At 43.8% G+C, this 23,052-nt stretch carries 20 protein-coding genes; 6 read left to right on the plus strand and 14 right to left on the minus strand.

What is annotated here, in order from left to right:
• Positions 1–23 precede the first annotated feature (23 nt).
• On the minus strand, positions 24–1,427 hold the full coding sequence (locus tag AB6E78_RS00285) for a methyl-accepting chemotaxis protein (RefSeq protein WP_372132249.1): 1,404 nt from the start codon (positions 1,425–1,427) through the stop codon (positions 24–26).
• Positions 1,428–1,515: 88 nt separating this feature from the next.
• On the opposite strand from AB6E78_RS00285, the gene yccX reads away from it, so the two are divergent.
• Positions 1,516–1,803: an acylphosphatase gene (yccX, locus tag AB6E78_RS00290; RefSeq protein ID WP_017059706.1), complete on the plus strand. Its 288-nt coding sequence runs from the start codon at positions 1,516–1,518 to the stop codon at positions 1,801–1,803.
• 59 nt (positions 1,804–1,862) lie between these two features.
• Here yccX and AB6E78_RS00295 read toward each other — a convergent pair whose 3' ends face one another.
• From AB6E78_RS00295 to AB6E78_RS00320, 6 genes are all read right to left on the minus strand, one after another.
• The gene (locus AB6E78_RS00295) at positions 1,863–2,192 is read right to left on the minus strand and encodes a TusE/DsrC/DsvC family sulfur relay protein (protein ID WP_017057205.1); all 330 of its coding nucleotides are present in this window, start codon (positions 2,190–2,192) and stop codon (positions 1,863–1,865) included.
• Between the two features lie 160 nt (positions 2,193–2,352).
• Complete coding sequence (locus AB6E78_RS00300) at positions 2,353–3,018, minus strand: Bax inhibitor-1/YccA family protein (protein WP_017057206.1); 666 nt, start codon at positions 3,016–3,018, stop codon at positions 2,353–2,355.
• 282 nt (positions 3,019–3,300) lie between these two features.
• The gene (locus AB6E78_RS00305; RefSeq protein WP_017059704.1) at positions 3,301–4,065 is read right to left on the minus strand and encodes an amino acid ABC transporter ATP-binding protein; all 765 of its coding nucleotides are present in this window, start codon (positions 4,063–4,065) and stop codon (positions 3,301–3,303) included.
• A 22-nt stretch (positions 4,066–4,087) separates the two neighbouring features.
• Positions 4,088–5,185 carry an amino acid ABC transporter permease gene (locus AB6E78_RS00310; protein WP_372132246.1) on the minus strand — a complete coding sequence of 366 codons (1,098 nt, stop codon included), beginning with the start codon at positions 5,183–5,185 and terminating at the stop codon, positions 4,088–4,090.
• 1 nt (position 5,186) lies between these two features.
• Positions 5,187–6,392: an amino acid ABC transporter permease gene (locus AB6E78_RS00315; RefSeq protein ID WP_017063829.1), complete on the minus strand. Its 1,206-nt coding sequence runs from the start codon at positions 6,390–6,392 to the stop codon at positions 5,187–5,189.
• A 71-nt stretch (positions 6,393–6,463) separates the two neighbouring features.
• On the minus strand, positions 6,464–7,492 hold the full coding sequence (locus AB6E78_RS00320) for an amino acid ABC transporter substrate-binding protein (RefSeq protein WP_017059701.1): 1,029 nt from the start codon (positions 7,490–7,492) through the stop codon (positions 6,464–6,466).
• Between the two features lie 480 nt (positions 7,493–7,972).
• Between AB6E78_RS00320 and AB6E78_RS00325 the strand changes: the two genes are divergently transcribed.
• On the plus strand, positions 7,973–8,914 hold the full coding sequence (locus AB6E78_RS00325) for a bifunctional precorrin-2 dehydrogenase/sirohydrochlorin ferrochelatase (RefSeq protein ID WP_017059700.1): 942 nt from the start codon (positions 7,973–7,975) through the stop codon (positions 8,912–8,914).
• Positions 8,915–9,104: 190 nt separating this feature from the next.
• Here the strand turns inward: AB6E78_RS00325 and AB6E78_RS00330 are convergent, their stop codons facing one another.
• Both AB6E78_RS00330 and AB6E78_RS00335 read right to left on the minus strand, forming a co-directional pair.
• Entirely contained in the window at positions 9,105–9,587 is a 483-nt protein-coding gene (locus tag AB6E78_RS00330) for a YajQ family cyclic di-GMP-binding protein (protein ID WP_017063832.1), read from the minus strand.
• A gap of 12 nt (positions 9,588–9,599) precedes the next feature.
• Positions 9,600–10,658, minus strand: coding sequence for a 3-deoxy-7-phosphoheptulonate synthase (locus tag AB6E78_RS00335; RefSeq protein ID WP_017059698.1), 1,059 nt, complete (start codon positions 10,656–10,658; stop codon positions 9,600–9,602).
• 207 nt (positions 10,659–10,865) lie between these two features.
• Between AB6E78_RS00335 and AB6E78_RS00340 the strand changes: the two genes are divergently transcribed.
• Together AB6E78_RS00340 and AB6E78_RS00345 are read left to right on the plus strand one after the other, a co-directional pair.
• On the plus strand, positions 10,866–11,753 hold the full coding sequence (locus tag AB6E78_RS00340; protein ID WP_136974300.1) for a putative PEP-binding protein: 888 nt from the start codon (positions 10,866–10,868) through the stop codon (positions 11,751–11,753).
• A gap of 159 nt (positions 11,754–11,912) precedes the next feature.
• Positions 11,913–12,398, plus strand: a complete 486-nt coding sequence (locus AB6E78_RS00345; protein WP_017059696.1) for a PaaI family thioesterase — start codon at positions 11,913–11,915, stop codon at positions 12,396–12,398.
• Positions 12,399–12,506: 108 nt separating this feature from the next.
• On the opposite strand, the gene AB6E78_RS00350 is transcribed toward AB6E78_RS00345, so the two are convergent.
• Complete coding sequence (locus AB6E78_RS00350) at positions 12,507–13,862, minus strand: hypothetical protein (protein ID WP_017063834.1); 1,356 nt, start codon at positions 13,860–13,862, stop codon at positions 12,507–12,509.
• 28 nt (positions 13,863–13,890) lie between these two features.
• On the opposite strand from AB6E78_RS00350, the gene AB6E78_RS00355 reads away from it, so the two are divergent.
• Entirely contained in the window at positions 13,891–14,799 is a 909-nt protein-coding gene (locus AB6E78_RS00355; protein ID WP_017059694.1) for a S1 RNA-binding domain-containing protein, read from the plus strand.
• 300 nt (positions 14,800–15,099) lie between these two features.
• Here the strand turns inward: AB6E78_RS00355 and rsmF are convergent, their stop codons facing one another.
• The 4 genes from rsmF to AB6E78_RS00375 form a co-directional block, all read right to left on the minus strand.
• Positions 15,100–16,521, minus strand: coding sequence for a 16S rRNA (cytosine(1407)-C(5))-methyltransferase RsmF (rsmF, locus tag AB6E78_RS00360; protein WP_372132243.1), 1,422 nt, complete (start codon positions 16,519–16,521; stop codon positions 15,100–15,102).
• A 147-nt stretch (positions 16,522–16,668) separates the two neighbouring features.
• Positions 16,669–19,326: an MlaD family protein gene (locus AB6E78_RS00365; RefSeq protein ID WP_372132240.1), complete on the minus strand. Its 2,658-nt coding sequence runs from the start codon at positions 19,324–19,326 to the stop codon at positions 16,669–16,671.
• Positions 19,313–20,596 carry a paraquat-inducible protein A gene (locus AB6E78_RS00370; protein ID WP_048660782.1) on the minus strand — a complete coding sequence of 428 codons (1,284 nt, stop codon included), beginning with the start codon at positions 20,594–20,596 and terminating at the stop codon, positions 19,313–19,315. Before AB6E78_RS00370 ends, AB6E78_RS00365 begins: the two co-directional genes overlap by 14 nt.
• Positions 20,597–20,650: 54 nt before the next feature.
• Positions 20,651–22,447, minus strand: a complete 1,797-nt coding sequence (locus AB6E78_RS00375) for an ABC transporter ATP-binding protein (RefSeq protein ID WP_102432715.1) — start codon at positions 22,445–22,447, stop codon at positions 20,651–20,653.
• Between the two features lie 89 nt (positions 22,448–22,536).
• Here AB6E78_RS00375 and AB6E78_RS00380 point away from each other — a divergent pair, with 89 nt between their 5' ends.
• Positions 22,537–23,028 carry a GAF domain-containing protein gene (locus AB6E78_RS00380; RefSeq protein ID WP_057622357.1) on the plus strand — a complete coding sequence of 164 codons (492 nt, stop codon included), beginning with the start codon at positions 22,537–22,539 and terminating at the stop codon, positions 23,026–23,028.
• The last annotated feature ends 24 nt before the right edge of the window (positions 23,029–23,052 follow it).

A 23,052-nucleotide genomic window follows, 5' to 3' on the forward strand; every position in this document is an offset into this window, starting at 1 on the left:
ACACATTGTGGTGGATATCAGTATTAAGCTTTAAGACCTGTCAGCAAACCTTCCATCGTATCGCTTTGTTTACGAAGTTGGTCAACATTGGAATTACTCTTACTGATCATCTCGCAGATACTGTCTGACTGATGACGAATCTCTTCAACACTCTGTGCAATGTTGTCAGCGACTACGCCTTGTTCTTCAGCCGCGGTAGCAATTTGAGTGCTGCTATCTGAAATAGACTGGTTTTTTTCCGCTAATGAACCGATCTCGACGTTCACTTCTGACATCAGTGTTTGGCCTTCGTTAGCATTGTTCACCGTGACTTCCATCAGCTTGGTCAGTGATTGACTGTTACGTTGTAATGATTCAATCATGCTTTGGATTTCAACCGTTGCTTGCTGAGTACGACCGGCAAGGGCACGAACTTCATCGGCAACAACAGCAAATCCACGACCTTGCTCGCCAGCACGTGCGGCTTCGATAGCTGCGTTCAACGCTAACAGGTTAGTCTGTTCAGAAATACCGTTGATGGTTGTGACTACTTCATCGATCTGCGCCGCGTTGGCATCCAGTTCTTCTACTGCTTGTGAAGCGGACTGGATCTCTTGAGATAGGCTAGAGATAGACTCCAGTGTATTTGAAACCTTGACTTGACCGCTCTGAGCAACGCCGCGAGCGTCCATCGTTTGTGAGCTAGACGCATGAGCAAGGGTAGCGACTTCGCGAATGGTAGCCGCCATTTGTTCCGTTGCACTTGCTAAGCAATTCAGGTGTTCTTGTTGGTTACCTGAGATGTCTGAACTTTGTTGTGTTGACTGGTTCAAGTCCGAGCTGATCTGCTGCATGAGAGCGACAGACTCTTGGATTGATAGAACCATGTTTTGTTCACGCTCCGCAACTTTATCGATTGTAATCGCGATTTCACTGAACTCGTCACGAACTAAGAAGTAGTTCATGCGGCAAGTTAAGTCGCCATTCGCAAGCGTGTTCAGAGCTTTGTTCATAGAGAACATCGCGCCGCCAATAAAGGTCATGATGTAGTAAACACCTAGTGCGATAAGCGTTAGGGTTACAGCGATGATAGAAACCTGAGTCGTCGATAGAGCAGACCAAAGGTTTTGGTCATGGTTAGCAACTAGGCTGAACGCTCCATTCATCACTGAAACAGAACCAGCACCGTAGCCTAAAGAGATGGTTTCAGAGCTGCTGACAAGCTGAGCTACTTGATCTTTAGTGAGTTGACCCGCTTCGATAAGCCCTTTCATCAAGAGCATTTCTTCTTGATAAAGGTGAGCAAGTAAAGAGTCCGCGGCACTATCTAAAACGAGAGTTAATATAACCAGGGCGAGAAGAGGCAATAAGAAGAGTAGATAGAACTTTTCTTGGATTTTTAGGTGAATGAGATATTTGTCAATCCAACGAAATGGGATTTCTTTCATAATCGTTATACTCGAAGTAAGTCCACCAATAAGCGGTGAATGAATAGAAACTCGACTATATCATTCATATAATTTATGAGGCAACGTTATGGAAAGTTCACAATATATTTTTGTCGTGTCAGGCGTAGTTCAATGTGTTGGGTTCCGTTACCACACCAGTAGGCAGGCGCAAGCTATGGGTCTCTCAGGTTATGCAAAGAACTTAAATGATGGTCGAGTTGAAGTGTTAGTTGTCGGAGAGAGTCAGCAAATTGAGAAGTTACATGCTTGGCTCTATATTGGCCCTTCGAGCGCAACAGTAGACAACGTTGTGATGCATCAAGTTAAAGATAGTGAGCGCCAAGACGTACGCATAGGGGCGTTTAAAATACTGTAGTTGTAGCACTACAGTATTTTATATTGAACGTAACTTAATGACCTAAAGCGGGTTAGGTTTTACAAGCACTTTGCTGGTTTAGGTAAACCGGCGAGCTTGGTCGCTTGTTTTGCAGGGCCTTTTTTGAATAACTTGAAAAGGTACTTACTATTGCCTTTTTCTGGGCCGTGAGCTTTTTCCATTGCTTTAACGAGCATGCGAACCGCTGGTGAGGTGTTGAACTCTTCGTAAAAGCTCCTTACAAAATGTACGACTTCTAAGTGTGCATCTGTAAGTTCAATCGCCTCGTCTTGAGCAAGAATTTCAATCATGCCTTCTTCCCATTGCGTGTAATCCAATAGGTAGCCTTGAGCGTCGGTTTCGATTTGCTTGCCGTTATATTCAAACATGTTTAATCCAGAATCCAATTAACTATGCGGATAGGGTACATGACCAAGTTTGTCTTTCTCAACAGAAATTGTAGCTATCCAATGAAATATCGTACTTATAGATACAAAAAAGCCCAAGAGGTAGGCTCTTGGGCTAGATATTCTTCAATGGTGGGAACGATTAGTCGTCGCTGCCCATGATGCCTAGGATGCTTAGTAGGCTGATGAAGATGTTGTAGATCGATACGTACAAGCTGATCGTTGCAGAGATGTAGTTTGTTTCACCGCCACGAATGATGTTTTGCGTTGTAAGCAAGATAACACCAGTCGAGAACAGGATGAACATACCGCTCATTGCCAATGATAGTAGAGGCATTTGTAGGAAGATGTTTGCAACCATACCTACAAGTAGTACTACGAAACCAGCTAATAGCATGCCATTAAGGAACGACAGGTCACGCTTAGTTGTTAGTGCGTAAGCTGATGCGCCCATAAACGCCAGTGCTGTACCGCCAAGTGCAGTTAGGATGACGTCACCCATGCCTGCGCCAACGTACATGTTTAAGATTGGACCGATGGTGTAGCCTAAGAAACCTGTAAATAGGAATGTGAAGACTAGACCCATGCTGTTGTCACGGTTCTTTTCTGTTAGGAAAAGTAGGCCGTAGAAGCCAACTAGCATGATAATAAGACCCGGGCGAGGAAGGTTCATCGCCATGGATACGCCTGCTACAACAGCAGACCAAAGTAGTGTCATAGACAGTAATGCGTAGGTGTTACGCAACACTTTATTGGTTTGCAGAGCACTTTCTTGAGATGCTGTGCGTGAAAACATAGGGCTGTTCATAATCTTCCTCGTAAGGTGACTTCAATAGTTATTAGTACATTTATGGGGGTGAAAGTTCGAAAAATCAAGTCTCTCATTCCTCTTGTATACGTAAAATAATAATCAAAATAGTCGGTTAAGTGTTTCTGAAGGTGTAACAAAGTATTTCTTAAAGTGCAGTTAAGGTTCGTTGTTCAATTTTAATCGCACTGAATCGCTGTTTATAATCTTGAAAAACTAATTATAACACTGAAAACAAAGAGGCGACCTAAGCCGCCTCTGTAGTTTATGCATCATAACACATTAGTGGTGTAAGATTTGGCTTAAGAAGTTCTGCGTTCTGTCTGATTGTGGGTTTTCAAAGAAATCGACAGGGTTGTTCTCTTCTATGATTTCACCGGCATCCATGAAGATAACGCGATCCGCGACCTCTTTAGCAAAGCCCATCTCGTGCGTTACACAAAGCATCGTCATGCCTTCTTCTGCAAGCTCAACCATTACGTCTAACACCTCACGAACCATTTCTGGATCGAGCGCCGACGTTGGCTCATCAAACAGCATCACTTGAGGGTTCATACACAAAGAGCGAGCGATAGCTACACGCTGCTGTTGACCACCTGAAAGCTGACCTGGGAACTTGTCCGCTTGCTCAGGGATTTTTACGCGCTCTAGGTACTTCATTGCAATCGCTTCGGCTTCTTCTTTTGGCATCTTTTTGACCCAGATTGGAGCCAGAGTACAGTTCTCTAATACCGTCAGATGTGGAAACAGATTGAAGTGTTGGAAACACATGCCGACATCTCTACGCACGGCTTCGATGTTCTTTAGGTCTTCCGTTAATTCATTACCTGAAACGAAGATATGACCTTTTTGGTGCTCTTCTAATCGGTTGATGCAGCGGATCATCGTTGATTTACCAGAGCCTGAAGGGCCACAGATAACGATTTTCTCGCCTTTTTTAACTTCTAAATTGATGTTCTTAAGTACGTGGAATTCACCGTACCACTTGTTCATGTCTTTCAACTCGATCATAAGACCTTGAGAGTTGTTTTCTGTCTGCTGCGTCATAATACGTCCTTGATCTTGTTAATTATCGTTTGTGACCGGTGTGAAGTCTGTTTTCTAGCCATATCGAATATCTCGACATGCCAAAACAAAACACCCAGAACACTAACGCGACAAATACATAACTTTCTGTTGAATACCCAAGCCATTCAGGGTCGGTATTCGCGGCTTGGCCAATTCCTAGTACATCAAACATACCAATAATCAAAACAAGACTGGTATCTTTAAACAAACCAATGAAGGTGTTCACAATTGAAGGAATCGTGATTTTAAGAGCTTGAGGTAGAATGATAAGCCCAGTCTTTTTCCAGTAGCTTAACCCCAGAGCATCAGCTGCTTCGTATTGGCCTTTTGGTATTGCTTGTAGACCACCTCGAATTACTTCGGCCATGTAGGCTGCACTGAATAGAACTACCCCTACAAGTGCTCGAATGAGCTTATCGGTTTCTGTCCCTTCTGATAAAAAGAGTGGCAGCATTACTGAAGCCATGAATAGAACTGTAATGAGCGGTACGCCACGCCAAATTTCGATGTATATGGTACACATACTGCGAATGATCGGCATCTCTGAGCGGCGCCCAAGAGCAAGTGCAACACCAATAGGGAGTGACACTACAATACCAACAAGTGCGATGACCAGTGTAACCAGTAGGCCGCCCCATTTATGGGTATCAACAACTTCTAACCCAAAGACGCCACCGTATAGCAAGCCAGCAATGATAAATGGGTAGATGTTGACGAAGAACAACCAAATCCACGTACGTTTAGGTGTTTTTTCATAAGCCAGTAAGGCTACAAAAATGGCCAACGTTGCATAGAAGAGGCGAGGTCGCCACAGTTCAGCTTCTGGGTAGAAGCCATACATGAATTGGTCCCAACGAACGCTGATAAAAACCCAACAAGCGCCTTCGCTAGTACAGGCATCACGTGTGGTTCCTATCCAGTCGGCACTGATGAATGCCCAATCCGCTATTGCCCATAATAGGGTGAAAGCAAAGTAAGCAAGAATCACAGTGACGACGCTGTTAACAGGTCCATTAAATAGATTTTTTCTTAACCAACCGACTGGCCCAACGGTATTCGCTGGAGGCGGAAGATCAGGTTGAAATTGATGTGTACTCATCTTATCTCTCCACCAATGCTACTTTGCGGTTGTATATGTTCATTAGAGCGGACGTTAATAGGCTCAAGGTTAGGTAGACGCCCATTGTCATCGCGATTACTTCGATAGCTTGTCCAGTTTGGTTAAGTGTTGTTCCTGCAAATACAGAGACAAGATCAGGATAACCAATGGCCATCGCAAGTGATGAGTTTTTGGTCAGGTTTAGATACTGACTGGTTAGTGGTGGGATAATGATTCTTAATGCTTGTGGAATAATGACAAGCTTTAGAGTTCTAGAACGTGGGATGCCTAGAGACATCGCAGCCTCAGTTTGCCCATGGTTTACCGCGTTAATACCTGAACGAACAATCTCAGCAATGAACGCTGCTGTATAGATACTTAAAGCGAGCATCAATGCAGCAAGCTCAGGGATTATCGTAACACCACCCTTGAAGTTAAACCCTTTCAACACAGGGTAATCTGCAGAGATAGGCATGCCCATAACAAAGTAAGTTATCAACGGTAAGCCTAAAATCAACGCAGCGGCAATTCGCAACATCGGTGTTTGTTGGCCGGTCAGTTTCTGTCTGTTCTTAGCCCAGATGTTGATAATAAACGTAGCGATAATACCGACAATCAATGATGCGATGACAATGCTACTGCCTTGCTCAAAGACTGGAGCAGGGAAGTACAACCCGCGTACGTTCAAGAAAATTGCTTCACCTAGACTCATACTTTGACGAGCAGAAGGCAAGGCTTGTAGAACGGCGAAATACCAGAAAAAGATTTGTAATAGCAGAGGGATATTTCGGAATATCTCAATGTAGACAGCTGCAAATCGGCTAACTAGCCAGTTTGAAGAGAGTCTAGCGATACCCATACTAAAGCCCAGCACTGTAGCTAGCATGATGCCGAGTACTGAAACCAAAGCGGTATTGAGAAGACCGATAAAGAATGTACGACCGTATGAGTAGGTCTCGTCGTATTCAATCAGTGTTAAGCCGATACCAAAACCAGCTTCTTGTGAGAGAAAATCAAAACCAGTGGTGATACCACGGGAATCTAAGTTTGTGAGTGCATTATTTACAATCGTGTAAAAGAAAGCACAAAGCGCCCCGACGGCGATAATTTGGAAAATGATGGAGCGAAAAGTGGGGTTGTAAAATAAGTTGGCACTTTTGGGCTGTGGCTTTGCCTGAGCTGGAGAAATAGTTTCATTAGGTTTCATACTACTATAACCTCAAATCCATTTAATAAATAGGGCGGAAAACTCCGCCCTAATTGATGCTTGAAAATTTATTAACGGATTGGTGGAGCGTACATAAAGCCGCCCGCATTCCATAATGCATTTACACCACGAGAGATTTGAAGTGGAGAACCTGTACCAACAGTACGCTCAAAACTCTCACCGTAGTTACCAACTTGCTTAATTACTTGGTAACCCCAGTCGTCGCGAATGCCAAGGCCTTTACCTTTAGGACCGTCTACACCAAGAATACGTTTGATGTTTGGATCTTTTGACTTAAGCATTTCGTCTGCATTTTTAGAGGAGATGCCGTATTCTTCCGCGTTAATCATTGCTGAAAGTGTCCACTTAGCAACGTTAAACCATTGATCATCATCTTGACGAACAACAGGGCCTAGAGGCTCTTTAGAGATGATTTCAGGAAGTACTTCTGCAGATTTAGGATCAGCTAGGTTTAGGCGAAGTGCGTATAGACCAGATTGGTCAGTTGTTAGTACGTCACAACGACCTGCGTCGAAACCTTTCGATGTTTGTGCTGCCGTATCGAATACCACTGGCTTGTAAGACATGCCACTGTTACGGAAGTAATCGGCTAGGTTAAGTTCAGTTGTTGTACCTGATTGAACACATACAGAAGCGCCATCAAGCTCTTGAGCACTTGTTAGGCCAAGTTCTTTCTTAACCATGAAGCCTTGACCATCGTAGTAGTTAACGCCTACGAAGTTCAGACCTAGAGCAGTGTCACGATGTAATGTCCATGTTGTGTTACGAGATAGTACGTCGATTTCGCCAGATTGAAGCGCAGTAAAACGCTCTTTTGCTGTTAGAGGTACATACTTAACTTTAGTCTTGTCACCGAGTACAGCCGCTGCAAGAGCTTGACAATACTCAACATCAATTCCTTCCCATTCACCTTTTGAGTTAGGGTTAGAGAACCCTGGAAGACCGGTACTTACACCACAAGTTAGAAAACCTTGAGATGTGACTTTGTCCAGAGTGCTTTCTGCCGCTGATGCCGATGTTGCCATCATCGCAGTTGATGCAGCTACTACTGAAGCAAGAAGTGTTAGTTTATTTGTCATTTGTATCCTTCCTTGTTAACCAGGTGACACCTGATACTCGTGCTCGTTTGAGTTTCTCTTATGTGTTGCGTTTTCTATGACCTTGTTGTTCAAATTAAACGAGTTGCATTTTGCAAATGAAACTGTGTGCGATTTAAACAACTGTTTATAAGGTTAGGAAAGGATCCGTAGTTTCACAAATGTATAATTTAAAAAGAATTTTGAATGAAATCACAAATCCGAACACAATTAGAATGACCAAATGTTAAGTGAATGTAAATAGTGCAACGGTTCACACTGTTGGTGCAACGAGATTTAGATTTTTATATTGATAATCGACTAGATAAATATTCTGAATAAACATCACAATGATGAAATATTAAACTTAAGAAATGTTGAAATTTGGTCAATAAATATTTTTATTACACTTCGATAGTTATGAATATGCTCCAAATTTGGTAGCATGGCTGAATAGTTATTGAAGTAGTCTCAAGGAAGAACATGCGTTATTTCCCAATGTTTTTGGATGTAGAAAATAAGCCAATCTTAGTGGTTGGTGGGGGTGAGGTTGCTTGCCGTAAAGTCGATAGCTTACTACGAGCGGGAGCGGATGTGACTTTGGTGTCTCCCAAGGTAGCGCCTTACTTAAAGCAGCTTGTGGACGAGAACAAGCTTCACTGGGTTCAAAACTTTTACTCGTCACAGATCATATCGAAAAATTACTTGCAGGTTTGGGCCACAACAGACAACCCAAGCTTGAATCACCAAGTGTATAATGATGCGAAAAAACTGGGCATTTTAGTCAATGTGGTTGACGATCTTCCTTACTGCGACTTCATCACACCTTCGATGATAAATCGCGGCAGAATCCAAATTGCCATCTCTAGTGGCGGGGCATCACCTGTTTTAGTAAGAAATATCAGAGAAAAACTCGAAACGGTATTGCCACAAAACATAGGTTTGATAGCAGACTTCGGTGCATCAAAACGCAATTCAATCAAAGAGTCATTCCCAACCGTCGACGAGCGTCGTAAATTTTGGGAGCGTTTCTTGTCATCCAGCTTTATCGAGCAGGTGAATGACAGAGAGCAGTTAGAGTCTTACTACCAGCAAGCGCTAACCGAAGGCATTGATAGCGAAGGGCAGGTCACTTGGATTGAATTCGAGCAAGATGTCGAGCTGTTGTCTATGAAGGCTTTACGTTTGATGCAGGAGGCAGAGCTCGTACTTTCACCGAGCGATTGTCCATTTGAATTTATCGACCTGTGCCGCCGAGATGCAGAAAGAGAGAGCTACGCCAACAGCGGAGAGCTATCAACAAAGCTTGAGCAAGCAAGAGCAGAGAAATTACGAGTGTGTGTGTTTATTCCACCAGCAAGCGTAGAGTTTAATCTGTTGGTCGGCAAAGATCTAAAATTGTCAGCAGCCCAAGTACTCAGTTGAGGTAATTGCTTCTAGTTGAAATGAGAGCTTTCTGGTTGTTTGAAATCGGCTAGAGGCTCGGAATAAAACTAAAGCTGGACCAGATAAATAAAAAGCCACTTCCCTTAAAGAAGTGGCTTTTTGCTATTTCAAACACGGCATTGTGCTGATGAATGAGTAACCCAAATAGGCGGTCGCTCAAACTCAAAAATTAGTCGCGGAAGTTGTCAAACTGGAAAGGTTGACCAAGTTCACCGCCGCGAACTAGAGCCATAACAGCTTGTAGGTCATCACGCTTCTTACCAGTAACACGAACTTTGTCGCCTTGGATAGAAGCTTGAACTTTAACTTTGTTGTCTTTGATTAGCTTAACGATCTTCTTAGCGACATCAGTTTCAATGCCTTGCTTAAAGATAACCGTTTGGTGCCAAGTGCGACCTGTTTGGTCTGCCGCTTTCGCTTCCATCGCGTTAGGATCAACATTACGCTTCGTTAGGTTGCTGCGAAGGATATCGCGCATTTGCTTCAGTTGAAAATCGTCTTGAGCAGTCAATTTTACTGATTCATCTTTGTAATCAAAGCTTGCGTCAACGCCGCGGAAATCGAAACGAGTCGATAGTTCACGGTTTGCGTTGTCTACTGCGTTACGCAGTTCTACTGCTTCTACTTCAGAGATAATGTCAAATGATGGCATTGTGTTGTTTCCTTAAGCTAAGTTTCTATCTTTAATTGCTGTTGCAAGCATGTCTAGCATTGTTGCAGTATCTTCCCAGCTTAGGCATGGGTCAGTAATCGACTTGCCATATTCTAGGTTGTTAATGTCTGTCATTGGCTGGTTGCCTTCAATAATGAAGCTCTCTGCCATAATGCCTGCAATTTGGTTCTTGTTAGATTTAATTTGCTCACAAATGTCTTGTGCAACTTCTAACTGCTTACGGTGTTGCTTCTGACAGTTAGCGTGGCTAAAGTCTACAACCAAACGTTGAGGTAGATCGAATTCAGCCAGTTGCTTACATGCAGTATCTACAGATTCAGCGTCGAAGTTAGGGCCTTTATCACCACCACGTAGAATAACGTGACCGTATGGGTTGCCAGAAGTACGGTAAACCGTCATGCGGCCGTTCTTATCTGGAGAGTAGAAGTAGTGTGAAGCATGTGCTGCACGAATTGCATCGATAGCAATCTTGATGTTGCCGTTGGTCGCGTTCTTGAAGCCAACAGGGCAAGACAGTGCAGAAGCCATTTCACGGTGAATCTGAGATTCAGTTGTACGAGCGCCAATCGCACCCCAAGTGATAAGGTCTGCAATGTACTGACCTGTGATCATATCAAGGAATTCAGTCGCGGTAGCTAGGCCAAGCTTGTTGATATCTAGCAGAAGCTTACGAGCTTTGTTCAAGCCTGTTTCAAGTGCGTATGAACCATCAAGGTTAGGATCTGTAATCAAACCCTTCCAACCTACAACAGTACGAGGCTTCTCGAAGTAGGTTCTCATTACAACGAACAGTTCATCTTTGTACTGGTCTTGAATTTTGCTTAGGCGCTCAGCGTAATCAAGTGCCGCATCTGTATCGTGAACAGAGCAAGGGCCTACGATAACTAATAGGCGGTTATCACGACCAGTTAGGATATCTTCGATTTGGCGGCGAGAATTTTTAATGCGCTCAGCAACGTCGTCAGTAATAGGGTGTGCATTGCCTAGTTCGGCAGGAGTTGGCATAGGACCCAGAGCTTGGGTTCTCAACTCATCAGTTTTTAATGGCATGTGATAGCTTTTTTATTCTATTGCGAAGTGGTTAAGATAACGGAATTGAACAGAGGAATAAACTCTATTGAGTCAAAGTTATCTCAGTTATTGCTAATATTCTTATTTTTATCAGCAGGCCAGCGTCAAATAAGGGATTTTCACTTGTATTAACAGGCAGCTATCGGTATTTTCGTTTGAACACAACATAAAAATGCTGGAGCAGCAATGACTCAAGAAAATCAAAGCACTTTGCACCCAGAACTTGTCTTAGGTGATGTGCTGCCTTCTTATAACGATAATAATAATTCCAACCACTTATACGTTTCACTATCAGAATTGGTGATGGATCGTGTCTTTTATCACCCAAGTATCGAGAGTCACTTAGATACTTTGACTGATATTGAAAAAACGTCTTTAGATGCGATCCTTGGCGATAAAACTGTCGATGAGCATTTTGTTTCGACCTTAGTGATTGCCATTCAAGCTGCCGTTCAGCCAAATCACACTTCTGTTCGTATCGCATTAAGTAGTGCAGACAGCTATGGCTTCCGTTCGCTACTTGGCGGGAACTGTGAAGCTGAAGAGATTAACCCAGCACTAGGCGTTCGTGGCGTTGCTCGCTATGCAACACCAGAATACAGCAAGGCTTTCGCTTTAGAGTGTCAGGTCATTAAAACATTGCGTGAGCAGGGTATTAACGTTGAAGTGGTTGTGCCTTATGTACGAACATTAAGCGATGCCGCTAAGATTATTGACCTGCTTGCCGAGCAAGGGCTACCACGCGGCCTTAACGGTTTGAAAGTACTGTTCTCGTGCGATGTGCCGTCTGCAGTGCTACTGAGCGAACGTTTACTGCATTACTTCGATGGTGTAGTGGTAAACGTTGATAGCTTAGCGTCTTTCACTTTAGGCGTAGACAAACACAATGAAGCTCAGCAACACGCTTTTGATCCACAAAACGAAGCGGTTATTACCTTGTTGGATATGATTGTTAAAGCAACCCTGAACGCGAAGAAGCCAGTGCTGCTAGTTACGCAAGGTTTAGTCGATTATCCACGTCTACAAGGTTACATTGCTGACCTTGAAGGTGTTGAAACGGTCGTGACTGCGTAAATCGATTAGCTTGCCTGATAAGCCGACTTAAGGCGCTAATGCTTTGAGAATGAAAGAGATATCATTGTGCGATGATATCTCTTTTTTGTAACATTTTTTTGACATTCTTATCGCTAGTCGATTAACTGGTCTGATGACTAACTTGGCTAGGTAATTCGAATGTTGACCCCTCTACAAAAAGCAAATTTCTACTTAAGCATGTTTGGCTTTTTCAAAGTCCCACTTATCTGGTTGTGCCGACCAAAACTACTCGCGTTGGACAACCAACATGTTGAAGTGAAAATCCCGCTTAGAAGGCGTACTAAGAATCACCTTAACAGTATGTACTTTGGCGTTTTGGCTGTAGGTGCGGATGTCGCGGGTGGGTTTCTTGCGATGAGCAAATCTCAGCAGCAAGGTGAAAAGATCTCGTTGGCTTTTAAAGAGGTGACGGGTAACTTTTTGAAGCGCCCTGAAGGTGATGTGCATTTCACTTGTAACGACGGTGAGCTGATCAACACTATGCTGGCAGAAACCATGTCGACCGGAGAACGGGTCAATCAACCCGTAACCATTATCGCGACTTGCCCATCTTTACATGGTGACGAGCCGATGGCGGAGTTCACGCTTACGCTTTCAATTAAGAAAGTCCCTTCAAGAAAATAGCGATTAAATAATAGATTTTGGTTTAGAAGTCATGGGTAACGTTGAAGAGATAAAACAACGGTATGTGAATGGTTTCCACATACCGTTATAGAGAACTTTATAACGGCTCTATGACTCTTGAGTGATCTGCTCAATATCAACTATTTTTGAACGGTTCATAACGATCTTCCAACGGTAGTAGGTTGGTTCGTTATCATGGTTGTTCTCTTTAATGATCAGGTTGAGAAGATGACGCTTTTCTACTGATTCGCGGCTCACTTGTCCTTCATTCAAGCGGTAGATCTTGTTTGAGCCTTTATCCATCAACCGTGTCAGCGCTCTTAGGCTGATCGATAACGTTTCACGAGTCTCCTCATAACCACTCATAAAGGTCGATGTCGACATCTCAGTATGAGAGCGGTAATGCAAGATTTGCTCTTCACGTTGTACCACACGCTTTTTACGGATCGACTGAATGCGATCTGCAAGCTTAGAAAAATTTGCGTAGTCCAACCATTCCAGTTTATGGCCTACTGACTTGTTGGTCGTTGGATCATAGTAACGACGCTTCCATTTTGGCTTGCCTTTACGCAGCCAGCGCCAAAGGATGTCTCTCAAGTCATCTTTAAAGATCTCACGCAGTGCGTAAATGAAAGACATTGCCACGATGAAAGAGGCGGTAATCTCACCAAGAAAGTCACGAGCCAAGATCACAGTAGTGGTCACGACAACCATCACCAAACCGGTCGCGATGCCTTTCACGGCACGCTTAACGTTCTTACCCATCGACGTTGTCTTTTCTTTAAGCACGATAGGGTGTTCAATCAAACGACGCAGCAAACGCATCTTGTTACTCAAGCGGGTAACGTCCTCTCGAACTCTTGCTGAGTTGTAGCGGTTCAGTTTACGGTGCGCGGTCTCTTTATCACAAAGCGTTAAGAGTCGTTCTTTAATCGTTGAATACTCACTACCTCGTGGCATGTGTGAAACTAGCGATAGGAACTTTTGCTCGGTATACCAAGATAGGTAGTTATCGATATTAGCGTAGTAGCGCTTGAGATTTTCTTCGTAAGGGATGCTTCGGCGTAGCTTCTTCAAGATATCTAAAGCCAATTCAATGACTTCATCTACTTCATCAGCCGTTACGTCGTCACTATCAGTTTTATTTAAGCTGCTGACTGCTTTATCTAACGCGATAACATATTGGTAGGCAAACAGACTCAAACTGACACGATACTGTGTTGTAGATAAGCGTCCACGTTTTGCCAAGCGACTGTGTACCAAAGGTAAAAGTGTTTTGTCACTATAGTAGGCACGTTTTTGAGTGATTGAGCTGTAGAAAAAGGCACTTTCAGAAAGCACTTCAGGAGTCAGTCCAAGTTCACCGGGAATGAATAGATAAACGTCCATGTCGAGCTTTTTGGTCTTAGCCATGGCATGGTTAATTTTAAGTGTTATCGCATCTTGTTTATCAACGGTGATCAACGATGTCTCCTAGAATGTAAAAATATGAATGAAACTAGCGAAAGCATATCAGAGATCACGTATAATCTCCGCCAAATTTAAAGTAGAGACAACCTTGATGATTAATATTGGTCAAATAAACAACTTAGAAGTAGTAAAACAAGCAGACTTCGGTGTATTCCTTGACGCGAGCGACTATGGAACCGTGTTGCTGCCGAAACGATTTACTCCTGAAGGTGTTGAAATTGGTCAAAAGCTAGATGTTTTCTTATACATAGATTCTGACAACCAGATCGCTGCAACGACTGAAAAACCAATAGCTCAAGTAGGCCAGTTTGGTTTGATGACGGTTGAAGGTGTTAACAGCACTGGTGCATTCATGAGCTGGGGCGTGAAAGGTAAAGACCTTCTTGTTCCTTTCAGCGAGCAACGTGGCCGTTTAAACGAAGGTCAGTCAATCTTAGTATATGTGTATATCGATAAAGCATCGAGCCGTATCGTTGGTACAACGAAGTTCAACAAATGGTTAGACAACACGCCTGCGACTTATAAGCAAAATGAGCAAGTCGATCTCATTATCGCTGAGCGCAGCCAGTTAGGTTACAAAGCGATCGTGAACGGTGAACACTGGGGTATGATTTTCCCATCTGACATCATCGGTAAGCTGTTCATTGGTAAAACACTAAAAGGCTACATTAAAAACGTTCGTGAAGAAGACGGTAAGATTGATTTGTCTCTTCAGAAGGTTGGTGTGGCTAAGATGGATGACCTAAGCACTAAGGTTCTTGACCTGCTTGAGAAGAAAGGCGGTTACCTGCCTTTGAATGATAAGTCTTCTCCTGAAGTTATTTTCTCTGCATTCAGAACCAGCAAAGGTACGTTCAAGAAGACAATTGGTGGTCTATACAAATCTGGCAAGATCACTATCGACAAAGAAGGTATCAGCTTAGTTAAGTAAGCGGTCCTTTCGGTCAAAAAAAAAGCCCAAACCTTCCTGTTTGGGCTTAGGGGAAAGGGCTCCGAAGAGCCTACGCTAATCGTTTTAATCTTTTGACTGTTAGATTGAAGTCTAGTTTAGATTCTCTAAAGTGCAATTTTTCTTTTTGGAAATAGTGACTTGAATTGATATTTATATAATTAGCTGTTGATTTACAAGCGCTCGCACACTGACTTATATGGCCGATAGAATAGAAAAAGCCCAAACAATTAACGTTGTTTGGGCTTTTTGTTTATTAAGGTGTATTCAGTGCGAACGCTTTTAGAAAAGGTTCTTATCGCGCACGAGTTCGCGTGGTAAACCGTTCTTCACTCGGTTGCCAACCCACTTACCAAGGCCGATGATTGCACCATTGTACTTCACTAGTACTTCACCTTTTCCTGACAAGTTTTCAGGGCGAACATCGCGGCCCATGAACCATTCACGAGCATCTTCAATACTAAGCTCTACAACATTAGCTTCATTACCTGTTGCGAGCGTTGTCGCTACTTGGTGCTGCCAGCGGTAACCTTTTTTATGGGTTTCAGCGATCTTGATTCCCATGCGAGAAAAACGGAACTCACCGATCATCGGCTCTAGCGCTTCTGGGAATAGCCAAACGTCTTTGTCGCGAATCCAAACCTGAGTATCGCTTGGCAATTCGATATCGAGAGTACTCATTAGTTGTTCAGCGACTTCTTGCTGAGTTTTCTTTGATGCTTTTTCAAATGGGAATTTACCCATACGTTTTTTAACTTCTGGTGGAGTAACAGACGCTAGTTTACGGATACGTGCAACAAAGAAACCTTCAGAGTCATAGACCTGTGGGAAGATGTGAAGAAAGCCTTCTTCTGTCGTGGTTGCTTTTGCGTTGTCGAATAGTGATTCCAGAGATTCGAATTCAACCGCATCACCAAAGGTTTCTTTTAGGTGATGACACACTTGTTGGTTCTCTTCGGTGCTAAGCGTACACGTTGAGTAAACCAAAACACCATTAGGTTTAAGAGCATGGAATGCACTTTCAATCAGATCTTTTTGCGTGTCGGCAATGTCGACCACTGATTGATACGTCCAGTTCTTCATCGCATCGGCATCTTTACGAATGGTGCCTTCGCCAGAGCAGGGTGCGTCTAGCAACACAGCATCAAACTGTTCTGGTAACCAACCACCAAAAACTCGACCGTCAAAGTTACTTAGAGCGGCATTACGAACGCCACAACGTTCGATGTTAGCGTGAAGGACTTTCACACGGCTTGCTGCATACTCATTGGCAACCAATACACCGCGATTATTCATTAGCGCAGCGATTTGCGTTGTTTTAGAGCCGGGTGCAGCCGCAGTGTCTAGCACCGCTTGGTAATCAGCTTCGCCTTGGAAAAGTGCCGAGGGTGGCATCATCGAGCTGGCTTCTTGGATGTAGAAAAGACCAGACATGTGTTCTGCCGTATTACCTAGTGGCGCTTCACTTTCGTCCGCTGTAATCCAAAAGCCCGTTTCACACCAAGGTACAGGTTCCAGTTCCCAGCCTTTCTCTTTTGCTCGTACTAGGAAGTCTTCAACACTGATTTTCAATGTGTTGAGTCGAATACTTTTACGAAGTGGTTTTTGGCATGATGCGACAAAAGAAGCCATATCTAGATGACTAGGCATGATTGCTTCGATGTGCGTTAGGAATTCTTCAGGAATATATACGTTAGCGTGCAAAAGAGTATCTCGATTTATTGCATTAATGCGTGGAGTTTAAAGCAAAATGAGGCCGCCCTAAACCATATTTACAGCAAACAACAAAAATGCAGCCTAATGGCTGCATTTTGATGAAGAATTAATCTTCCTGGAATGTCAGGGGATTCACTATGGGCGAGGAATCGCAGTTCTCCATGACTTCCACTCATCTTCGGCTTTAGGATAGAGGTAGAAAGACTGATCTTCGCTTGCCACTGGTTGAAGTTCATTCGCCGGTGGCGTTGAGAATGTAATACCACCTCGTAATAAACTGTCTACCGTTCCAGCTTTGATGTTTGCGCCTGACAGACCGATAGAGACATCGACGCCCGATACGTTCCAGAACACAGTGTTTGCGCGGATTAGGTAAGCATAGTCTGGCTCGATTTGAATTGTAGAGATGATACGGTCAGCAAACTCGCCTAGCTGAACATCGATAACACTGCCGATTTCTAGCTCACGGAATAGGATAGGTGTGCCTTCAGATACCGAGCCTCGCGTTTCGCTTTGTAGCTGGAATATCTTACCTTCAGGCTGCACTGGTCCTTTGCTGAGCTTAAATTTCGTGTTTCTTTCGCCTTTGCCAGGATCTACATTTATGTGCTTAGAGAGCAGCGCAGAGACGTTTTTGATGCCGTTAAGGCCAATCTCAGGTTCAGCTAACCAGAAGTGACTGTTCGCCACGGCAATCTTGTCGACGTACTCTGGTAAAATACGCGCAGTAATTTCAATACCGCCCTTGTTGAAGTTCGGAATCACCAAAGTAACCTCACCAACAGTGACACCTTGATATTTGATCGCCATGCCCTTGCTGACTTCTTGATCGCCGGAAGAGGTGATGGTAATCGCGCGGCCAAATTTTCGAGCGGATTTCGAATCTTTATAAAGCTTCCACACATCGTCGAGTTTGTTGTCGATTCCCGGCAGAGAGTCAAAAGCAATACCGCCTTGGATAAGGGTTTTAACCGGTGCAGCTTTAATACTTATACCCGATAGCGACGCATCAACTTCAACGCCTGAACGGTTCCAGAAAACGGTATGTTTATTGAGTAAGTGCGTGTAACGATTTTCGATCGTGACCTTAATTCTTACGCCACCGTCTGCAAGCTGAAAATCAGAAATACTACCCACTTGTAGGTTGCGGTAGAGTAGTGGGCTGCCTTTAGAAATTGATGGCAGTTCACTCGCAAACAACGAAAGCGTCTTTGAACCAGACTGATTAAACTTGGCGATTTCTGCTAACGATTTACTTTGGAAAAGCTGGTAATTCGTTCTAGCCTCAGATTTTCCTTCACTCACAAAGCTAATTGAGCCAGTAAGAAGCTGCTTCGCCGGTGGGACCGTAACACTCAAGCCTGACTCGGTTAGCTCTGCCGTCGCACTGCCTGTCACAAAGAAACGGTTGTGGCTTTTGATAAGGTGCGCGTATTCATTATCGATAAGTGCATCCATGAACACTTCGTGCTTATCAGAGCCCGTCCCAACACCATCAACCAATCCCACATGGATGATAGAGCCAACAGCAATACCTTTGTAAAGAAGCTGTGTACCGACATCCAGCCCGAATGAATTGTTTGAGGTTAAGCGAATCGCGACCGACTTTTCTTGTTCCTGACTGAACTCGTTTTTACGGATCGCAGTAAATCGACGTGCTTTTTCACCTTCACCCGGTACCAAGGTTAAAAAGTTACCTGTCACTAAGTTGGCAATATTTTTCATGCCTGTAAGCGATAGTTCTGCTTCTTCTAGAACGAATTTACTGCCGCTATTCAAAAAGTCACTGAATGCAGGCTGGATAGCGGCAGATGCAACGACGTTTTCGCGCCCTTCACTTAAGGATAAGTCAGTGATTTGACCGATTTCGATTCCTCGATACATGATCGGAGCACCCGTTGCACTGATCTTATTATCATCGGGAACGGCGATCTTGATAGAGATACCACGACCCGCTGTTTTCAAATCTGGGTAGAGCTTGAACTTGGTATTCATCTCAACCGGTTGGCCTTCTCCCGGAGAGTCGACCGCAATTGAACCGCCAAGCAATGCACTTAGGCTTTCTAAGCGAACATCAACACCAGAAAAACCAATACTTGCACCCAAACCACTGACATTCCAAAAGCGGCTTTGGTCGGTGATGATATGGCTGTATTCGTCTTTAATCGACGCTTGAATCGTAACGGATTTAGCGTTGTCGTTTAGTTGGTAGTTGTAAACTTCACCAATTGGAATTTTGCGGTAAACGATTTGAGAACCAACAGACACACCGCCTAGATCTTTGGTCGTCAGTGAAATATTCAAACCTTCAGAAGCCAGTAAGTCGGAAGGGGATGATTCTAAGGCTTGGAAAACGGTTTCTGGGTCTTCTTTGGTTTCGCTCGGGTGTATAGCAATATAGTTACCTGAAACAAGAGCGTCTAACCCTGAGATACCCGACAAACTTGCCGTTGGCTTCACAAGCCAAAAACGAGTGCCTTTTGAGAGAAGCTTCTTAGCTTCTGGGTAGATGTCAGCATCAACGTAGATGCTCGATAAATCTTTGGACAAGGTGATGTCACGCACCATACCCACCTCTAAGCCTTGGTAACGAATCGTTGTTCGACCTGCGACTAAACCTGCGGCATCTGAGAAGTATATCTGCACACGTTGCCCGGCATCGTGTATCGATTTCATGACCAACCAACCGGCTAATGCAACGGTTAATATCGGTAGAATCCACAAAGGTGAGATGCCTTTGTTTTTCCTTACTTCTGGTGAATATGACGTTTGTGATTGGTTATCGTTGTTCATTCACTGACTCATCTTTAGAGGTGTAGTTATCCCAAATTAGCCTAGGATCTAAGCTTTCCGCTGCCAGCATCGTGAGAACAACTACGACGCCAAAAGCGACTGCACCATAACCTGGTGTAAAGTTTAAAATCTGTCCACGGTCGACCAAGGTCATCATGATCGAAATAACGAACAGGTCCATCACCGACCATTTCCCCACCCATTTCACAATGAAATAGATGGTCATGCGTTGTCTGTGGTAAACGGCGCGCTTCATCTTGATACAGATTAAGATGTACGCGAGGCCGAGTATTTTCGCGACGGGCACGACGATACTGGCAATAAAAATGATCGCTGCAATGCCGTACATATCGCTATTTATCAGCGACGCGACACCAGAAATTATGGTGTCTTCTAGCCTTTGTCCGTTTGTTATAAGGATAGAAATCGGAATAACGTTGGCTGGCACAATAGCCACTGATGCGGCAAACAGCAGAGCCCATGTCTTCTGTATAGAGTAGGGCTTGCGGTGGTATAAGTCATGGTGACAACGCACGCAAGTATGTCCATCCGGTTGAGATAGGTGGCAGTTGTGACAGTGTATGTTCTTACTTTCAGCAAAAGAGTAGTCAGATTCTTTTGCCCAAGCTTCCCAGTAGCGACGCACACTGATACGGCTTACCAATAATACGCTGAAAAGTTGCAGAAGAATCAAGCCAACCAATCCTGGGCCTACAAAAATATCTGAGTAATCTTGCAGTTTGAAACATGAGACCGCCAAACTTACCAGAAACACATCCAACATCATCCAATGTTTGAGGGTCTGAATAATGGCTAATGCATAGCGAAAGGGTGTGAAGATCTTAAAACGCAGTGATACATGGGTGATGAGCACCGAGCTACATACAAGCAACGGAGCGATCGAACTGCAGAACAGAATCAGCAAACCAAGCAAAGGGAAACCTTCGCCCATTAAGGTAAAGACGCCGGATGGTAAAGTCGCGGGTATCATGACACCAATCAAGCGAATACTGATGAATTCGAAAAAGTGCGATGGGATAAATAGCAATAAACAAGTGACAGCGATTGCTAGGTTTCCAGACAGGCTAGGGGTGCCGCCTCTATAAAGCTGAGTGCCACACCTTGGGCAGTAAGCGGATTTCCCTAAAGGGATGTCCATTTTATCAACGGGGAGTTCGCAGCCCTGACAAAGGCGCACTGAGCTACTATCGCATTGATGCTGAGTTGATAAAGGGTTGGTGGGGAATGGGGAGGTCACGCGACCTCCCAAGTTGAAACGTCAGTTAGGCTCGATGCCCGACTTAAATGCTTAGGACTACAAACATCAGGCGTGCGATTGCACACTGCCGTAGAGTGTTTGATAAAGTCCTTGTTGTTCAACCAATTCACCATGTGTTCCCGTTTGTGTGACTTGCCCATCTTCTAAAACATAGATTAGATCGGCCTGTTTCACCGCTGATAATCGATGAGCCACTATCAAAGTTGTGCGATCTTTCAAAAACTCGCTCAACGCTTTATGCAGTGCTGACTCTGTTGCTGTATCGAGTGCAGATGTCGCTTCATCAAGAATAACAAACTTAGGATTGCTCAGCACCATACGAGCTATTGCTAAGCGTTGTCGTTGACCGCCAGACAGTCGGACGCCATTCCTACCAATCTGTGTATCTAAGCCATTGCTGAGTTGCTTGATGACATCTTGCATTTGAGAGACTTCAAGCGCACGCCACAACGACATTTCATCGTATTCAGCACCAAGGGTCAGATTATGCCTCAATGTATCGTTAAAGAGTATAGGTTGTTGTAAAACAACGGCAATTTGATTACGTATTACATCAAAGCTGATGTCGTCGGTTGTTTCACCGTTATAGCGAATGCAACCTGAGTCCGCTTGGTAAACCCCAATTAGCAACTGGATTAAGGTAGATTTACCACCACCACTCGCACCCACCAAAGCGACTTTCTTACCTGCAGGGATGTGTAGTGATAGCCTATTTAAAACAGTGTTTTCTAATGTGTAAGAGAATGTAACGTCTTCGATGTCGACTGTCACTTCTTGATCTTCATAAAACGGGTTTACTTTGCTAATCGGGCGCTTCTCTTCTTCTAATTGAAGTAGATCGTTGATGCGTTGCAGTGCCGCTTTTGCACTATACCAAGAGAATTGAATCCCTAGCAGCTCTTGAACCGGGCCCAACATGAACCATAAGTAACCAAATACCGCAAAAATCTGACCAATGGTTAAGTCACTGAATAGAACCATTAGCATAGCGACAGCGCGGAAAAGCTCGAAACCCAACAAGAAGAGGAGAAACGAAACGCGGCCAGCAGCTTCAGATTGCCAAGCGTATTTGTCGGCATCGATTCTTACTTGGTTTGCTTGAATCTTAAGCTCATCGAGAAAAATGCGTTCTTTATTCGCTGCACGCAGTTGGTAAATACCATCTAAGGTTTCCACCAAGCGATTCTGAAAACGTTCGAAAGATTGGTTCTCGTACTTTTTAAGGTGCTTAACCTTGCTGCCTAGTTTACGAGAGAAATAAATAACAACAGGATTGACCAGTAGAATGAACAACCCTAAACGCCACTCTAACCATAACAACACGATCGCGGTACCGAACACAGTTAAGAAGCTGATGAGGAACTTAGAGAGCGTTGAGCCAATGAACTTATCGATTGTCTCTATGTCTGTTATTAGGTGAGCATTAATGCCGCCGCTGCCTTTGGTCTCGTATTGTCGAATACTAATACGGCCAAGTTTATCTATCATCTTGCTACGCATTTGATAGGTAATTGTTTTGGAGACGAGCGTGAATTGACGCCCTTGTAGAATGTTCAACGCTTGGCTAACGGTACGCATGATAATGACTAACAGTAAAGTCAGTGCAATATAGCCAGTGGGTGTCTGCAACGATGTTGGAAGTAGGTGGTTCATCATATCTAAGCCAGAAGCTGGCTTATCAAGTAATACTTCATCAACCATTAATGGCATGAGCAACGGGATAGGGACACTGATGAGAGTTGCAAGTATGGCAATAATGTTAGCAAACAGTAATTTGGACTTGTGTTTTTTTACTTGAGTTATTAACCAAGAACGGCTAATAGTGTCTTCTGAATCGTTCATTGTAATGAGAATAAGTCCTATTTAGTTTGATGGTCGCATTCTACTGCGTTCTCTTGATAATGGAAGTCTCAATTTAATTGGAAGTTAATATGAAAATAGAACATTACCAACGCTTAACCAAACAAGCCGTTGCATTAATTGAATCAGAAATCGATCTAACTGCTAATCTTGCTAATATCAGTTCATTATTATTCATGGAATTGGATGACTTGAATTGGGCGGGTTTCTATTTAATGAAGCAAGATCAAGCTAAGGAAAAAGACGAACTTGTACTGGGTCCCTTTCAAGGTCAACCTGCTTGTGTGCGAATTCCGGTAGGGCGTGGTGTGTGTGGAACTGCGGTTGCGACGAATACAGTTCAGCGCATTCATGATGTTCATGAGTTCGAAGGTCATATCGCTTGTGACGCTGCAAGTAACTCTGAAATCGTAATTCCGTTCTCTATTGGTGGAAAAATAGCGGGTGTTCTTGATATCGATAGCCCAAATGTTGGCCGTTTTTCTCAAATTGACGAGGACGGATTGACATTTTTCATGGCAGAAGTGGAAAAGCTGCTTAATTCGCACGCGAACAAGGCATAAATTATTCTCTTACTGTGGTTTTTC

The sequence above is a fragment of the Vibrio sp. 10N.247.310.98 genome (genome assembly GCF_041467395.1).
Lineage (GTDB): Bacteria > Pseudomonadota > Gammaproteobacteria > Enterobacterales > Vibrionaceae > Vibrio > Vibrio crassostreae_C.

Coding starts and splice junctions, on each gene's coding strand:
- AB6E78_RS00285 (WP_372132249.1), bottom strand. CDS start 1,427: ATGAAAGAAATCCCATTTCGTTGGATTGACAAATATCTCATTCACCTA.
- yccX (WP_017059706.1), top strand. CDS start 1,516: ATGGAAAGTTCACAATATATTTTTGTCGTGTCAGGCGTAGTTCAATGT.
- AB6E78_RS00295 (WP_017057205.1), bottom strand. CDS start 2,192: ATGTTTGAATATAACGGCAAGCAAATCGAAACCGACGCTCAAGGCTAC.
- AB6E78_RS00300 (WP_017057206.1), bottom strand. CDS start 3,018: ATGAACAGCCCTATGTTTTCACGCACAGCATCTCAAGAAAGTGCTCTG.
- AB6E78_RS00305 (WP_017059704.1), bottom strand. CDS start 4,065: ATGACGCAGCAGACAGAAAACAACTCTCAAGGTCTTATGATCGAGTTG.
- AB6E78_RS00310 (WP_372132246.1), bottom strand. CDS start 5,185: ATGAGTACACATCAATTTCAACCTGATCTTCCGCCTCCAGCGAATACC.
- AB6E78_RS00315 (WP_017063829.1), bottom strand. CDS start 6,392: ATGAAACCTAATGAAACTATTTCTCCAGCTCAGGCAAAGCCACAGCCC.
- AB6E78_RS00320 (WP_017059701.1), bottom strand. CDS start 7,492: ATGACAAATAAACTAACACTTCTTGCTTCAGTAGTAGCTGCATCAACT.
- AB6E78_RS00325 (WP_017059700.1), top strand. CDS start 7,973: ATGCGTTATTTCCCAATGTTTTTGGATGTAGAAAATAAGCCAATCTTA.
- AB6E78_RS00330 (WP_017063832.1), bottom strand. CDS start 9,587: ATGCCATCATTTGACATTATCTCTGAAGTAGAAGCAGTAGAACTGCGT.
- AB6E78_RS00335 (WP_017059698.1), bottom strand. CDS start 10,658: ATGCCATTAAAAACTGATGAGTTGAGAACCCAAGCTCTGGGTCCTATG.
- AB6E78_RS00340 (WP_136974300.1), top strand. CDS start 10,866: ATGACTCAAGAAAATCAAAGCACTTTGCACCCAGAACTTGTCTTAGGT.
- AB6E78_RS00345 (WP_017059696.1), top strand. CDS start 11,913: ATGTTGACCCCTCTACAAAAAGCAAATTTCTACTTAAGCATGTTTGGC.
- AB6E78_RS00355 (WP_017059694.1), top strand. CDS start 13,891: ATGAAACTAGCGAAAGCATATCAGAGATCACGTATAATCTCCGCCAAA.
- AB6E78_RS00365 (WP_372132240.1), bottom strand. CDS start 19,326: ATGAACAACGATAACCAATCACAAACGTCATATTCACCAGAAGTAAGG.
- AB6E78_RS00375 (WP_102432715.1), bottom strand. CDS start 22,447: ATGAACGATTCAGAAGACACTATTAGCCGTTCTTGGTTAATAACTCAA.
- AB6E78_RS00380 (WP_057622357.1), top strand. CDS start 22,537: ATGAAAATAGAACATTACCAACGCTTAACCAAACAAGCCGTTGCATTA.